This window comes from Hymenobacter sp. FMD4, from assembly GCF_058932745.1.
The window spans coordinates 26,109-41,828 of sequence record NZ_JBZYWH010000033.1; the positions used below are offsets into that span (position 1 = coordinate 26,109).

The 15,720-nt window shown below is 50.2% G+C and carries 14 protein-coding genes; 13 read left to right on the forward strand and 1 reads right to left on the reverse strand.

Annotated features, from left to right (window positions below; genetic code table 11):
* The first annotated feature begins 238 nt into the window (after positions 1–238).
* The 13 genes from AC5FXY_RS20560 (at position 239) to AC5FXY_RS20620 (ending at position 13,692) form a co-directional block, all read left to right on the forward strand.
* Complete coding sequence (locus tag AC5FXY_RS20560) at positions 239–1,435, forward strand: glycosyltransferase (RefSeq protein WP_493558602.1); 1,197 nt, start codon at positions 239–241, stop codon at positions 1,433–1,435.
* A 100-nt stretch (positions 1,436–1,535) separates the two neighbouring features.
* Positions 1,536–2,549, forward strand: a complete 1,014-nt coding sequence (locus AC5FXY_RS20565; RefSeq protein WP_493558603.1) for an STELLO glycosyltransferase family protein — start codon at positions 1,536–1,538, stop codon at positions 2,547–2,549.
* Positions 2,549–3,526 carry a glycosyltransferase family 2 protein gene (locus tag AC5FXY_RS20570; RefSeq protein WP_493558604.1) on the forward strand — a complete coding sequence of 326 codons (978 nt, stop codon included), beginning with the start codon at positions 2,549–2,551 and terminating at the stop codon, positions 3,524–3,526. The genes AC5FXY_RS20565 and AC5FXY_RS20570 overlap by 1 nt, the downstream gene beginning before the upstream one ends.
* A 71-nt stretch (positions 3,527–3,597) precedes the next feature.
* The gene (gene fcl, locus AC5FXY_RS20575) at positions 3,598–4,551 is read left to right on the forward strand and encodes a GDP-L-fucose synthase (protein ID WP_493558605.1); all 954 of its coding nucleotides are present in this window, start codon (positions 3,598–3,600) and stop codon (positions 4,549–4,551) included.
* A 231-nt stretch (positions 4,552–4,782) separates the two neighbouring features.
* Positions 4,783–5,673, forward strand: a complete 891-nt coding sequence (locus AC5FXY_RS20580) for an ABC transporter permease (RefSeq protein ID WP_493558606.1) — start codon at positions 4,783–4,785, stop codon at positions 5,671–5,673.
* A gap of 84 nt (positions 5,674–5,757) precedes the next feature.
* Positions 5,758–6,990, forward strand: a complete 1,233-nt coding sequence (locus tag AC5FXY_RS20585; RefSeq protein ID WP_493558607.1) for an ABC transporter ATP-binding protein — start codon at positions 5,758–5,760, stop codon at positions 6,988–6,990.
* Between the two features lie 36 nt (positions 6,991–7,026).
* Complete coding sequence (locus AC5FXY_RS20590; RefSeq protein ID WP_493558608.1) at positions 7,027–7,623, forward strand: class I SAM-dependent methyltransferase; 597 nt, start codon at positions 7,027–7,029, stop codon at positions 7,621–7,623.
* Positions 7,624–7,661: 38 nt separating this feature from the next.
* Positions 7,662–8,543, forward strand: a complete 882-nt coding sequence (locus AC5FXY_RS20595; protein WP_493558609.1) for a glycosyltransferase — start codon at positions 7,662–7,664, stop codon at positions 8,541–8,543.
* Between the two features lie 33 nt (positions 8,544–8,576).
* On the forward strand, positions 8,577–9,377 hold the full coding sequence (locus AC5FXY_RS20600; protein WP_493558610.1) for a DUF5672 family protein: 801 nt from the start codon (positions 8,577–8,579) through the stop codon (positions 9,375–9,377).
* Between the two features lie 44 nt (positions 9,378–9,421).
* Positions 9,422–10,183 carry a glycosyltransferase family 2 protein gene (locus AC5FXY_RS20605; protein WP_493558611.1) on the forward strand — a complete coding sequence of 254 codons (762 nt, stop codon included), beginning with the start codon at positions 9,422–9,424 and terminating at the stop codon, positions 10,181–10,183.
* Positions 10,184–10,219: 36 nt separating this feature from the next.
* Positions 10,220–11,344, forward strand: coding sequence for a glycosyltransferase family 4 protein (locus tag AC5FXY_RS20610; protein ID WP_493558612.1), 1,125 nt, complete (start codon positions 10,220–10,222; stop codon positions 11,342–11,344).
* A gap of 27 nt (positions 11,345–11,371) precedes the next feature.
* Positions 11,372–12,490, forward strand: a complete 1,119-nt coding sequence (locus AC5FXY_RS20615) for a glycosyltransferase (RefSeq protein WP_493558613.1) — start codon at positions 11,372–11,374, stop codon at positions 12,488–12,490.
* A gap of 65 nt (positions 12,491–12,555) precedes the next feature.
* A complete protein-coding gene (locus AC5FXY_RS20620; RefSeq protein ID WP_493558614.1) occupies positions 12,556–13,692 on the forward strand; it encodes a glycosyltransferase family 61 protein in 1,137 nt (378 codons plus the stop codon).
* Between the two features lie 103 nt (positions 13,693–13,795).
* Here the strand turns inward: AC5FXY_RS20620 and AC5FXY_RS20625 are convergent, their stop codons facing one another.
* Positions 13,796–14,608: a hypothetical protein gene (locus tag AC5FXY_RS20625; protein WP_493558615.1), complete on the reverse strand. Its 813-nt coding sequence runs from the start codon at positions 14,606–14,608 to the stop codon at positions 13,796–13,798.
* Positions 14,609–15,720: the final 1,112 nt, after the last annotated feature.

Here is a 15,720-nt window from a genome sequence, read left to right on the forward strand (position 1 = left end):
TTTAGTTGAAACAATATTATGTTTAATATAATTATTCCTGTTAAATTAACTTTTTGGGGTACTTGCCGTATACAGCCCACTTTCAAATGATGTGGAGCGTTGCGATGAGTTGAATTACTTTTGCATCAGTGAGGACACTGAGGGTACAGCCTACAGGACTGACCTCAATAGCACGTCAATGACTCCATTCGACTGAGCAAGCGGTAATTAGCTCAGTTTTTTGCTTAAACTTTACTTCATGCCTACAATTCGCGGTGTCCGGTATCGCCTATCTAAGGCTTTACATGCAACCGCTAACCGGTTGTTTGTATCGCCGGAAGGAGAGACAGTATTTGACATTGGGCAGGAGCGACTCGGTGCCAAAAGCAAACGCGCCCTGATCGTGTACATCGTTTATGCCATTCCCTATTATGTTAGTGGCAAGCTCACGGACTGCCCGATGCTCAATGAGCATTCGATGTATTGGGAAACCGCCGAGATGGTACGGCAGCTCAATGAAAGGGGCTATGTGGTAGACTTTTACGATGTGGATTCCAAGGATTATATCGACTGGGCCCGGTACGATATCGTATTCGTGCAGAATAACCGGTTGACAACATGCCCGCAGGACTTGGCCATCAAGAAGGTCTTCTATTGCACCGAGAACTATTGGCATTTCCAAAGTACATCGGAATTAGCTCGTATTCAGTTTTTTCAAGAGCGTTCCGGTATCTGGGTAGCGCCCGAGAGGCAAGCGCGCTTCAATTTTGCCGATGAGTACGCCGATTATATGACCTACTTCGGCGCATCTTTCCAAACCAAGCTTTATAGCCCCCGACCACACAAGTATCAGCTTGATATTTCCGTAGCCAAGGAGCCTGCTGCGCACCTGAAGGACGTTGATTCGGCGCGGCCCAACTTTCTATGGTTGGGGAGCGGTGGCGCCTTGTTGAAGGGGTTGGATCTGGCCGTCGAGGCGTTTGTAAAGATGCCAAACGCGCATTTGTACATTGCTGGCAACATCGAACGCGAAACCCGCTTCTGGCGCTGGTTGGAGCCCTTACTGGCCAAGCACCCCAACCTGCATTACTTAGGGTGGGTGGATGTTGCATCCCCAGGGTTTAGCAAGATTGCCCGCAACTGTATTGGGCAAGTGTACCCCAGTGCCTCTGAAGGCGGTGGCGGCTCCGTGGCTCAGCTAATGCATTTTGGGCTAGTACCCATTGTTACCGAAACAACAGCCATTAGGGGGGCCCACTTGGGCTATGAAATAAAGTCTACTCAACCCCTTGAAATCATTGCGCAAATTCAGACGCACGTGCAGCATCTGATGGGCCTGAGCACCACTGAGCTGCGCGAGCGTTCGGTGGCAGCCATGGACTTTGCCAAGCAAGTGCACACGCGCCCAGCGTATGCCGCTAGTTTTTCGCGCCTGTTGGATCAGTTGGCTGTGTAGCCACAGTACTACTTCTCAGTAGCTGTCAAATTATTCTTAATTTTGCACCGCCTTATTCCAAACCGGATGGGTGGCCTTTTTTGTACTCTTTAACCTGAGCATGGCGACTTCTTGCATTGTCATCACGTCTATTTTCGCCCCCACGAAGGCGGTAACCAAATTTGCGGGTTTGCCCGATTATCAACTCATTGTAGCGGGCGACAAGAAGTCCCCAGCGCAGTGGGAAGCCGATAACGTAGTTTACCTCTCGGTGCAGGCGCAGGAGGAAATGGGCATGAGCATGGCCGATAAACTGCCCTTCAACCACTATGGTCGCAAGATGATGGGCTACCTGTACGCCATGCAGCAAGGCGCCGAGGTTATCATCGACACCGACGACGACAACATCCCGTACGACGACTGGACGTTCCCGGGTATGGAAGGTGAGTGGCAAACCTCGCCGGCTGATCAGGGCTTTGTGAACATCTACAAGAACTTCACCAGCCACCACATTTGGCCCCGCGGCTATCCGCTGGACCTCATCCTGAACAAGGAGCACAATCTCAAGGAAGAAGAGCTAACCACTCAGCCAGCCAAAATCGGTATCTGGCAGGGCTTGGCCGACAGCGACCCGGACGTGGATGCCATCTACCGCCTCGTTGACAACACCGAGGTGTACTTCGATAAGCGCAGCCCCATCGTACTGGCCGAAGGCACCCTGTGCCCCTTCAACTCGCAAAACACCGCTGTGCGTCGCGAGCTGTTTCCGCTGCTGTATCTGCCGGCTTATGTAACGTTCCGCTTTACCGATATTCTGCGTGGTTTGGTAGCCCAGCCCATCATGTGGGCGCACGGTTACCGCTTGGGCTTCACCGAAGCTACGGTAATCCAGGAGCGCAACCCGCACGATTACGTGAAGGACTTCGAATCGGAGATTCCCTGCTACCTGCACCCAAACAAGGTGATTGAGGTAGTAAAGAGCCGCATCAGCTCGGAGAATACCGTGAGCGAAAATCTGCGCCGTGCTTATGAAGGCTTGCAGGAAGTGGGCATTGTGTCGTCGCAAGAGCTGGAACTGCTGAACCTGTGGTTGCAGGACGTAGAGAAGCTCGCCACCGTTAAGCAGGACGCCTAATGCAGGAATTTCCGTCGCTTTCCATCGTTATTCCGTCCTGGAACCAGGGCCGCTTTATCGAGCGTACGCTGCTGAGCATCTTGCGCCAGGATTATCCGGGTAAGGTTCAGGTCATCGTTTCAGACGGTGGCTCTACGGATGAAACCGTGGAGGTGCTTAAGAAATACGAAGACCGGATCGAGTGGTGGTCGGCGCGGGATAAGGGCTTTGTGGATGCCGTAACCAAAGGACTGGCCAAGGCAACGGGCGAGATTCTGGCCATCCAGAGCAGCGACGATTATTACTTGCCCGGCGCTTTCCGCAAGATGGCGGCTGCCTTTCAGCAGTATCCCGAGGCAGGCTTCGTGTCGGGCGGAGAATATGGTATTGATCTACAGGACAATATTATCTACGCCAACACGAACGAAGGCCGTATTACTCCTCGCTCCATTCTCTTTGAGTACATTCCGCCGCAGCACGCCACTTTCGTGAAGCGTGAGTTGCTAGAGAAAACGGAAGGAATGCGCGTGGAAGTTGATATGTGCGCCGATATCGACCTGTGGTACCGCGTCTCACATTACGCCCCCGGCCGATTCATTCCCGATTTTCTGGCGGTGTACCAACTGCACCCCGACCAGCGCACGGCCACTTCACCGAAGTGGTACAGCAACCTGGTGAAAATGGTGGAAACCTGTGAGCAGCACCCATACTACGGTCAGCAGTTCCGGCTCAACGAACAGGAGCGCCGTGACTTGTACACGTATTGGGAGGTGAACTGGACTGGTAAGCGCGATATGGCGGCGGCCCGGCCCATCGCCATGCGCAAGCTGCCAAGCCTGCTCAGCTACAGCCCCCGTACGCGCCGTGTCATCATGGGTGCTACCATCAACCCGCTCATTAAGAGCGTGCTTCCCTCGGGCCTTACGCAGCGGCTGCGGCCCGCAGCTGCCACCCCGGCAGCCGCGCCTGACGTCGACCTGAACTGGTGGAAAAACTGAGCAGCTCGCGAAGAGCTCGTTTTGTCGCTTACTAATTAGCTTCTTTCTGTGCCCCCAACGGCACTTTTCCTATGGATACGAACGCCAAAGTATATGTAGCCGGGCACCGTGGTATGGTAGGCTCGGCCATGGTACGCCGCCTCCAGCAGGCTGGGGTCCACAACATTGTGACACGCACCTCAGCAGAGCTAGACCTGCGCAACCAGGCTGCCGTTGCGGAGTTTTTCGCGGCAGAAAAGCCTGATTACGTGGTGCTGGCTGCAGCCAAAGTGGGCGGCATCAATGCCAACAACATCTACCGGGCGGAGTTTCTGTACGATAACCTGATGATTCAGAACAACGTGATTCATCAGAGCTATGCGAATGGCGTGAAGAAGCTGTTGTTCCTAGGCTCGTCGTGCATCTATCCCAAAATGGCTCCTCAGCCGCTGAAGGAAGATGCGCTGCTCACCGGCTTGTTGGAGCCTACCAACGAACCGTATGCCATTGCCAAGATTGCGGGCATCAAAATGTGCGATGCCTACCGCAGCCAGTACGGTTGCAATTTCATCTCGGCCATGCCTACTAACCTCTATGGCCCGCACGACAACTACGACCTGAAAAACTCTCATGTACTGCCTGCTCTGATTCGGAAGTTTCACGAGGCCAAAGTGCAGGGGGCGCCAGAAGTAGAAGTGTGGGGCACGGGCAAGCCGCTACGCGAGTTTCTGCACGTAGATGATTTGGCCGATGCCTGCTTTTACTTACTGGAAAACTACAACGAGCCGGGCTTGGTAAACGTGGGCACCGGTGAGGACCTGAGCATCGGCGAGCTGGCCGAACTGGTAAGCCGCACCGTGGGTTACGAAGGCAGCATTCGCTTCAACTCCGAATATCCCGACGGCACCCCGCGCAAGCTCATGGACGTGAGCAAGCTTGCCAGCTTCGGGTGGCGGTACCGCATCAAGCTGGCCGACGGCTTGAAGGCAGTGTACGAAGACTTTCTCGTTAACGATCAGAAGAATTTGAGCAAGGTGCCGGCCTAGGCCAGCCATCCTGCTCAACTGATTATTTCCGCTTATGGAGGCCATATTTGCTTATTTCAAGCAGATATGGCCTCTTTAGCTGACTTCAAAGACTTACGCTGGTAGCCCCTAGTCGACCTTCCGCAGAAGTTAAGTGCTAAATCGGCAGTATATTGCGGGGGTAGAATGCTTGAGCTAAAGTAGCTAGCCCCCGCCGCTGACTGATCGTCTCGTAGCGGGAAACAATAACACATGAAAACAGCGGAAGTATTGGAGGTGCCTGCACCACGCGTAGTAGCACCAGAGCAGGAGTGGACCGAAGTTATCGAGCCGCGAACGGGGTTGTTGGAAGTGGGTCTTGGCGAAGTTTGGCGCTACCGCGACCTGGTTATGCTATTTGTGCGCCGCGACTTCGTGTCTACGTACAAGCAAACCGTGTTGGGCCCCATCTGGTTTTTTATCCAGCCGCTGCTCACCACCATTACCTTTCTCGTCGTGTTTGGGCGGGTAGCCAAGCTTTCCACCGATGGCCTGCCCATGCTGGTGTTTTACTTGGCGGGCGTTACAGTCTGGAATTACTTCGCCCAGACGCTAACGGCTACAGCAACTGTCTTTCGCGACAATGCTCACATTTTCGGCAAGGTGTATTTCCCCCGCCTGACCATGCCGCTGTCCATTGTCATTTCCAACTTAGTGCGGTTTGGCATCCAATTCGGTTTGTTTATGGCCGTGTGGGCGTACTACCTGCTTACCAGCAACAGCCTGCAGCCCAATTGGGTGATGCTGCTTACGCCCGCGCTGGTAGCGATTATGGGGCTGCTTTCTTTGGGCTTAGGAATGATCTTCAGTGCCATGACCACGAAGTACCGCGACTTGTCAATCCTGCTGACTTTTGGGGTGCAACTGTTCATGTACGCCACGCCTATTATTTATCCGCTGTCGAGCATCGATGAGCAGTACCGCTGGATAGTGCAAATTAATCCCATGGCACCTATTGTGGAGTCGTTCCGCTACGCCTTCCTCGGCTCGGGCATGTTTAGCTGGGCCGCCCTGGGCTACAGTGCTGCTATTACTCTGGTAGTGCTGTTTGCCGGAGTCATCACCTTCAACCGGGTGCAAAAAAGCTTTACCGATACAGTATAGCCGTGCAACGGCGCCATCCTGGCTTGTAAACATGCCTGCTGATCTGCTTGCCCCAACCGCCTTTTCTCTCTTTCTTTTTCCTTCATGAGTGACGTAGCCATCAGAGTAGAGGAACTCGGCAAGCTCTACCGCCTCGGTGAGATAGGCACAGGTACGCTGAGCCAGGACCTGAACCGGTGGTGGGCCCGTATGCGCGGCAAAGAAGATCCTTTTGCCAAAGTCGGGGAGGCCAACGACCGCACCGCCAAGGGCAACAGCGACTTTGTTTGGTCGCTGAAAGACATCAACTTCGAGGTTAAGCAAGGCGAAGTACTGGGTATCATCGGCCGCAACGGCGCCGGCAAGTCTACGCTGCTTAAGATCCTCTCCAAGGTTACGGCCCCCACCACGGGGCGCATCAAAGTAAAAGGCCGCATAGCCTCACTGCTGGAAGTGGGCACTGGCTTTCACCCAGAATTGACTGGGCGGGAAAACATCTTCCTGAACGGCGCCATCTTGGGGATGAGCAAAACCGAGATACGTAGCAAGTTTGATGAGATTGTCGATTTCTCCGGCGTCGAACGCTACATCGATACTCCCGTGAAGCGCTACAGCAGTGGCATGTATGTGCGCTTAGCTTTTGCAGTGGCAGCGTTTTTGGAGCCTGAAATACTCATTGTGGATGAAGTGCTGGCCGTGGGCGACGCCGAGTTCCAAAAGAAGTGTTTAGGTCGTATGAAGGATGTTAGCGTCAATGACGGGCGCACAGTTCTCTTCGTTAGTCACGACCTAAACGCTGTATCTCAGCTTTGCACACATGGTCTAATGCTTGAAAGGGGAGGAGTCACCTTCGACGGGAGTACTTCCGAAGCAGTTTCCAATTATCTGGCTTACGGGAAGAAAGCTGCTGTATACGTAAATCCTAGCCCTATTGGGACAAAAAAAATATACATAAAAGAAATACGGGTCAAGGATATTGATGGGGTTGTTTCTGGTGATTTTAATTATACTGATAATATAATAATAGAATTTCTAATCGAGATTAGCGTTGAAATAAAAAATGAAAATTTGTTTGTTATGGTTTTGGATTCTAGGAAACGGCCTGTGTTTGCGTGTGAATCTGTGTCGATATCTGAGGTAATGACACTGTCGATTGAAAAGGAGTTTTTAGTACGAGGAGATTATTCCATTCATGCTTTTGTTAACTTGCCTAAAGTAGCGCAGCTTGATGTTGCTGAGGATGTGTGTAGTTTTAAGGTAATTGATTCTGGTTCCATAATGGCAAAGCATGGTGGCTATGATTATGGAAATGTATTTGGTAAATACACCTGGTTGTAACTTTTTTCTCTGAATGAATCTTTTCATTCCTCTCATATGAAGAACTCATTGAACACCCTTTTTGACAAGTTTAAGTATGGCACTGTGCACAACTATGTGCCCACTAATTATTACCAGCCTAAAAATATGCTTACAGATATTGTGTCTGCATGGGCTGGACATGAGAAGGTGATAAAGGATATAATGGAGCGGTTTGATATTGATAATAAGTCCTGCTTAGAGTTTGGTGTAGAATTTGGTTACTCCTCTGTTGTATTTTCAAACTATTTCGAGAAAGTGACTGGCGTAGATATATTCGTTGGTGACATTCATACCGATCATAAAGGAGAGCATTATCAAGAAACATCTAAACGTTTGTCTCCTTATGCTAATATTGAGCTGGTGAAGATGGATTACAAGGAATGGATTATGAAGGATAAAAATCATTATGATCTTATACATGTTGATATAGTTCATACTTATGAGGATACATATAAATGTGGACTTTGGAGTGCTATGCATAGCAAGTGTGCTATATTTCATGATACAGAAAGCTTTCCTGATGTGAAAAAAGCTGTTGCAGATATTGCTAAGAAAACAAATAAGCGATTTTATAATTATCCAGAGCACTATGGGCTTGGTATTATAGTGTAAGACATAGTCTTTCGCTTAAGCTTCGTTCATACACGACAATGATTTCACTGATCGTCTGCTCTCGCAGTACTAGTATGCTTAATCAGTTGCAGTTAAATGTGGCTGAAACAATAGGCGTCGAATATGAGGTAATTGCCATCAATAATGCTTCCGGACAGTATAGCCTGTGTCAAGCTTACAATATTGGCATTGGTAGGGCTCAGTATGATATTCTGTGCTTCCTGCATGAAGATATTTGCTTTTTGACGAAGCACTGGGGGAGCAAAGTGCTAGAAATATTCAGCAACAATAAGGAGTTAGGGTTATTGGGCGTAGCAGGCAGCGATTATAAGCCAGCTGTGCCATCGGGTTGGTCATTTGCCCTTGCAAACAGCAGAACGATGTATGTTAACATCGTTCAATCGTTCAAAGACAAACGGCCTAATGCTCATCATGTCAATAACCCGCGTGGTGAAAAGTTGTCTCGTGTGGTCTCTGTTGACGGAGTTTGGTTTTGTACCACGAAGCCTGTAGCGAGTTCAATAAAGTTTGACGAGGTTACTTTTAATAAATTTCACTGCTATGATGTTGATTTTTCGTTAAGTGTCTACCAACAATATGAGGTTGCTGTTACTTATGAAATATTAATTAACCATTTTTCGGAGGGGAGCTTCGATCAAACTTGGTTGAAAGAAACTTTTAAACTACATAAGAAATGGCGTAACAAGCTTCCCGTTAACCGCGCTGAGCTTTGTATCAACGAACAACAAATAGAAGAGCGTGCTGCCTTTGATAACTTATTGCCTTTAGTATCGCATAATCGTCTGCTAGCAGTTGCCTTAATCAAAGAAATTATGAACAAAACAGTTATGCATCTGCTAGGAACCAAAAAATTTACGATGGCTCAAGCTGTTTTAATTAAAAAAGCATTGCTGGGGTAGCGGTAATCTGCGATGAAGAGGTTAGTTGTTGTCGTGCCCGTTTACAAGCAGAGCACTGAACTTACTAGTTCAGAGTTATTGGCTCTGCACCGTATCTGTCAGATTCTTGGTAAATATGATATAGTATTTGCTTGTCACAGCGGAATCGATGTTGATGCCTACAATCGGCTAATAGTTGAAAAACAAATAGAAAAAAAAGTATTCGACAAGAATTACTTCGTTGATCAGAACAGCTATAGTAGGTTATTAATGAGCTTGATGTTTTATCAGGCCTTCAGCAATTATGAATACATGTTGGTATGTCAACTTGATGTTTACTTGTTTTATGATAACCTAGATTATTTTATAGGCAAGGGATATGATTACGTTGGTGCTCCATGGTTTGATGGATTTGATACTGCCAATATTAATAGCAAGATTATTGGTATTGGTAATGGTGGTTTTTCTTTAAGAAGTATAAGATCTTTTATTAATATATTGGATATATTTCAGTTTTTAAGACTGAAAGACGTTAACTTGAACAAAACGACTTTGTTATTGGCTAACTTGCCATCTGTTCTTAGAATAATAAACCGTGAGGTGATAAAAAAAGGTAATAATATTGAGTCATGCCTGCCTTGGTATAATAGTAGGTATGAGGACTCATATTGGTGCTTAGTGATTCCACATTTGTTTAAATGGTTTAAGTTGGCTTCTGTTGAAGATGCTATCAAATTTGCGTTTGAAGTAAACCCAAGCTTGCTTTACTCTTTAAACGATAAAAAGCTTCCGATGGCAGTTCATGCTTGGGAAAAATATGACCCTGCATTCTGGAACAATTTTATTGAGAAGTAACTAAGTTGTCAATGTTCTAAGTATTAGTCGTAGCTGGTGAATAGATGAATACATCCATTACTATTATTATTCCAACCTATTTTTCGGCCAGTACTCTGCAAGCTGCGTTGGCAAGCATTGGTGGGCAACGGTCTGCCGATTGGGAAGTTATATGCATTGACAATTGTTCGGCAGACGATACCATCGCTATTGCAGAACGTTTTGCTAAGGTGGATTGCCGTTTTCGGATACATTCCCAACCAGACCAAGGCATTTACGATGCCATGAATAAAGGCATCGGCTTGGCCAAAGGGGAGTGGTTACTTTTCCTGGGAGCCGATGACTGCCTGCACGATGCCAATGTGCTTGCTGACGTAGTTCAGGTGCTCTCCACCACCACCGCTGATGTAGTGTACGGCGATGCTATTCTACTTAGCGACGGCCGCCGTTACGGAGGCGAGTTTGATGTCCTAACGCTGCATACTGAGCGCAACCTCTGTCACCAGGCCGTTTTTTACCGCCGCTCGGTGTTTGAGAAGATTGGTCTGTACAACCTCAAATACCCAGTGCTAGCCGACTGGGACCTGAATATTCGCTGCTTTCGTCACCCCGGCATCGGCACCCAGTACGTACCGCGCGACATTGTGGTGTTCAACAACGTGTCTGGTACCAGCAGCAAGCCCTTTGAGGACCCCTTATATAAGGAATTGGCAGTTAGGTATATCCAAGAGGTACGTGCCCTTAAGAATCAAAACTACAAACTGATGAATTCGCAGCCCTACTTGCTGGCCAAGCGGCTTTATCACGCGGTAAAAAAATATTGGTAATATCGCATTTTGAATTCTATTAAACCTGGCCTACCCATGAAGATTGCCTTCGTTTCACTGATGCGTGTATTTCCGTGGGGCGGGAGCGAAGATCTATGGTATCAAGCTGCCAAACAGGCGCTAAGCCAGGGACACACGGTGCTCACGCTCACGCAACGCTGGCCTGCCGTGCCCGCCCGTGTAGCAGAGTTGACCAGTCTGGGAGCCGAGACGTACTTCTACGAGCGGCGGCAGTATAGCTTGGCCGAACGCGTGGCCATCAAGCTGAAGCTTAAGCCCTACATCTTGGATGAGGTACCCGCCGTGGCGGCCGATGTGTATGTAATATCCAACGGTACCACGTGGGACTTTCTCCAGCACTGGAAAGTAATCGAGGCCATAGTGGGCTCGGGCAGGCCTTATGTGCTTATCAGTCAGCATGGGTTCGAGTTCGGTAACATCGTGGCCGACGAGTTTCGGCAATTTGCTATCGGCATCATCGAGCGCGCTGCGGAGTTTTTCTTCGTATCGAAGCGCAACCACGAAGCGGCCGAGCGCCAGCTGGCCCACCGCATCGGGAAGCATACCATCATCAGCAACCCCATCAATACCAAGCAAGCTGAAATTAAGCCCTTTCCAGTGGCCACAAGCCAGCTCCGGATGGCCTGCGTAGCCCGCTTCGATTGCGACTACAAAGGCCAGGACTTGCTACTGCAGGTGCTGCACCAGCCCCAGTGGGCTACCCGGGACTTTCAGCTGCAGCTGTACGGGGCAGGTCCCCATGCCGGGCACCTGCAGCACCTCATCGGGCTCTATCAATTGCAGGGCAAGGTGACCATTGAAGGGCACGTGGCCGATGTGGACCGCATTTGGGAAACCAACCACGTGCTGGCGCTGCCTTCGTTGAGCGAAGGCACGCCGCTGGCGTTGGTGGAAGCCATGCTCGCCGGCCGGGCAGCGCTGGCTACTGATGTGGGTGATTCCAGTCGCTACGTGCTGGAAGGCCAAACGGGCTTTCTCATTGAGCCAGGTTCCATTCGAAGTCTGGAGGCCGGGCTGGAAAGACTATGGACCAATCGGAACCGCTTGCAGGCAATGGGGGAAGAGGCCTTTGCCCACGCCAGCCGCATCACCGACTTCAATCCTGGTCAAACACTACTCAGAGCCATCGAAGCTCTATAGGCTTAGGCTCACCGTAAAGCATGCGCCATGCAGCTGGTTAACACGCCCTCACCTGATTCGCTAAGCTCCACGTCCAAGGTTCCTTCTGCGGTGGCTGGTGTATCCTTTCTGATCTGTACTTACAACAGTGCGGAGCGCATTGGCGAAACGCTGGCTTGCCTGGCCCGGCAGGAGGTGCCAGCCGGTGTGCAGTGGGAGATTGTGCTCGTCGATAATGCCTGCACCGATGGTACAGCCGAAGTGGCTCGTCGGGAATGGGAGCAGCTGGGAGCCCCTGCGCCCCTGCACATCCACTTCGAGCCCACGCCTGGCAAGAACTTCGCCGTGAAGCGAGCCTTCAGCCAAGCCCGTTACACCTACGCTTGCATCGTTGATGACGATAACCGCCTCGCCCCGGATTACCTCCGCACGGGCTATGCCCTGCTCCAAACCAATACTAAGATAGCGCTGCTGGGCAGTCCCAATACCGGGACATTCGACCAGACTCCGCCGGCGTGGTTTTCGGCCTTTCAGCACCTCTACGCCGTAGGCCCGCAAATTGACCACGAAGGGCAGCAGTTTCGGCCTTTACCCGACGGAAATGTGGGTTACAACGTGCTGTGGGGCGCGGGTATGTTTGTGCGGACGGAAGTGTGGCATAGGCTTCACCAAGTAGGTTTCAAAAGCCTTTTTAGTGGCCGACAAGGCACCAAGAATCTTACTGCTGGCGAAGACGACGAGTTGTGCTACGTGGCCAAGATGCTCGGCTACGAAATCTGGTATTCCTCGCGGTTGCACCTGCACCACCATATGGCTAACGGGCGGCTTACCGAAGCCTACCGCGACCGACTTTTTTATGCCACGGTGTGGGCTGCTTCACGCCTGAACGCCTACCGCAGCGCCCTGAAAGGCGTGCCAGGTAAAAATCACGGTGCCACCACCAACTTGCTGAAAGACTTGGTCTACATGCTCAGAGCATTTGTAAGGCAGGTCTTCTCGGCCCAGTACCTGCGGGCACACTGGCAGGGCGATACCCTGCAGCTGATGGAGCGAAAGCGACAGTTTCTAGTGATTTATGACTTTGTTATCAATTTCCGACGAGTCAAGCAGTACCACCAAGCCGTTGCTGAGTTCAAGGTCAAAATCGGAAACTATCCATCGCATTAACTACAGTAAGGTGTAATATGAGTTTGTCGACATACCTTGTCTTTACAAATACGAGTAGGTAGCGCATGAAGGCTAGTACGTTATACCAGTTGGTAAAACGCATTTCGGATTCTTCCACCAAAGCAATTTCGCTGTGGTTGCCGCAGTGGGTAGATGCTCCTTCACACGAGGGAGTGGAAGCCACTGCGCCGTTTTCACCCGCGCTGCCTATCAATATTGACCAACTCCCCCCGGAGTTGGCATGCTACTTCCACGAAACCATCAGTCTGCCTAGCACCCGGGTCTTTGTACTCAAGGATGCTTTGGTTACGTGGCATACTACCATTCTGAAGAATCTGCGCATCTTTCTGCCCAGTCTCTCGCACGCTTGGGTTAAAGATCAGTTCACCGATTCTTACTTGCTGAAGCAGTGGTTTGGCCAGCGTGTAAGCTTGCCCCCCAACGAGCCAGGCGTAGCTTTGGTGCATGACCAATGGACGCGGCAGAACTATTACCACTGGATGGTGGATTCACTGCCCCGCCTGCTGGTGCTGCGACAGAAGTATCCTGATTACCTGCTGCTCATGCCGGAGCCTACCCCTGAGTTTGTGCGCATCACGGCCGCAGCGCTAGGCTTTACCCGGTTATTTCCGCTGAAGGAACGAGAGGTGCTGAAAGCCCAGCAACTGGTCGTGCCAGAGCATATTACTCCGCCTGGCTTTCAGCACGGAAAATTGTTGCGTCAAGCCAGCGCTGAGGTGGTAGCAGCGGTAGCACCTGAGGCGGGTAAGACCACCCCGTGGCGCCGCTTATATGTATCCAGAAGCCGCCAGAATTCCCGGCGTCTGCGCAATGAGCAGCAGATTGCCGGCGTGTTGAAGGCTTACGGCTTCGAGACGGTGTACTTCGAAGAGTTAACTTTTGCCCAGCAAATCAAAATGGTACAGGAAGCCAGCGTACTGCTAGGAGTACATGGTGCCAACCTTACCAACATCATGTTTATGCAGTCGGGCACGACGGTAATCGAACTCATGAACCTAGACAAGATTGTGCAGCACCAAAACCGCGACTTCGAAAACTTTATCTACTACCGTATGGCAGCGGTTTTGGGGCAGCGCTACCTGTGTGTGCCCTGCCCTGATGCAGATGGGGGGCAAGCCGACAACTACTCTGACATAGCTGTGGACGTTTGTTGTCTGGAGAAGGCCTTGGCGCTGCTATAAGTATCAGTGCGCAACACACAGCGGGGGCAAGCCAGCGAATTACCTGCCGGCTTGCCCCCGCTGTGTGTTCAAGAGCCCAAGATGCGGTACGCCATACCGTAGGTTAGTACTTCTGCAGAATCTGGGTGAGTTGTGTGGCCCGGCACGAGGTGTAATGCTTGTCTAGGATTTCCTGATGCACGTCGAACGACGGCGTGCTATTGTTCAGGTACCCCAACATGGTTTGCTCAAAATGTTCGTAGCTCACGATATTGGGGCAAACGCGTTCCAACTCGTAGAAATCGGTTTCCTCGTTTTTGGGGTATTTGCCCAACAACAGGCACTGGGCGCTAAGCAACTCCAAGTAGCGAGGAGTTACGGGATTGAAGCCTCCGGTGCGTTTTTCCCCGCCATCTATGCCTGGGGTGCTGTAAAAAGATATTCTGCTGGCTCGTAGTAGATTAATGTAGTCCTCACGAGAGTGGAACTTGCCTACCAAACCACTTTTGCTGGAAGCGTAGTAAAACTCGCCATCAATTTCCTGCTGATACAAGTACTCCACATCGGGGTACTTGGCCACGAATTCTTCTAAGTAATTCCGCAGAATCTGGTTGGTCCGGATATTCAGACGGCCTGCAAGCAGGACGTCGTATTTCTTCTCATACCTGTTAGCACTGTGCATCCGGTATTTGTCGGAGAGGCTCAGGCCCAAGTGCTCAATATTGAGCGGGCAATTGTTGGCCTTGAGGTATTCAAACGCTTCCAGGCTGGATATCAATACCAGCTTGCAGTTGCGATAGATGCGGTAGAAATCTTGGAGGTTATCGTTCTTCCAGAAGTCAATCAGCAAAGGTATAGCCCGCGACGAAGTAGTGAAATTGGGCTCCGATTCGACGTACAACTCAAAGACGAGGTTGTAATCGTCACTAGTACGCAAGGCTTTGTTACTAGACTCGACAATATTGTTTACTGATTCGAATACATTCTTGCCTAACGCGTTGTATACCTTTTTTGTATGACGGTTAATCAGCAACTTCCGATGCAGGGGTTTCGCATCGATAACGGGTACGCCTAGACTCTTTGCTAATTCATCTTCCCACTCGTAGATCAAATGAAAACTTGGGTGTTTTTCAAAAGCACGACTTGTCAGAATAGTTGAAACCTTCATGAAAGTGAAACGCTGTTTTAGGCGTTGCTGCAAAGTTAGGAAGATTTATAACCGACAAAGCAGTAATCAACAGCGGTCAGACTGAGCCAGATAGACTTCCGTAACCACCGCACTGCAAATCAGGGGCTGGTTTTACTTTTCGTATGAGAGGCGCTCATGCCTACATTACTCCGGCACTGCGGGCGGCGTGAGCGGGGCTTAACATTGATCGGAACGTGCGCGGGCTGACGGCCGTGCAACTGCTCGATCGGACGCTGAGCAAGCGGAGCTTGCTTAAATACGGGAGCCAGGTTCTAGACCAACAGATAGGCTCAAGCAGCTTGCTGGAACTGGACAATCTTTTCGTGCACAAATTTGGTAGGCTGCGCAAGGTGTTGGCTGCCGGTAATGTATACGTGTTGTTCTTGCTGTACCTCTCACCGGGTTTCACCCCTGCTGAACAAGCTCGAAGCATACTGAAAACTAATATACCAAAGCCCGACCCCGCGCGGATTAGATGCTGGAAGCGTTGATTTAGTCGCCTTAAATGGTCTTGACGCCGCTGACGCCTAAGCCCGGTTCAACTATTATGAGCCCTATGCTAATTGTTAATGAATTTTGTGTAAACAATTGATAAGTAATATGTTGCTGGAAGGGGCGGATTCTCGGTTACCGTGAGGCCGAAAGCTCTTCGGTTATCACCAGTACAATCAGGTTGGCGAAGGACCTCAGTTGGAAGGCTTGTCTTTTTACCCGTACTTTGCAAGCTGAAAATTACTTAAGCCCAAGAGGAAAGTCTATCCACGTCGCTTAAGAACAGCATCAACCAAACGTTTTTACTCATGAAAGTAGCCCTTATCACGGGTATTACCGGTCAAGACGGCGCCTATTTGGCCGAACTT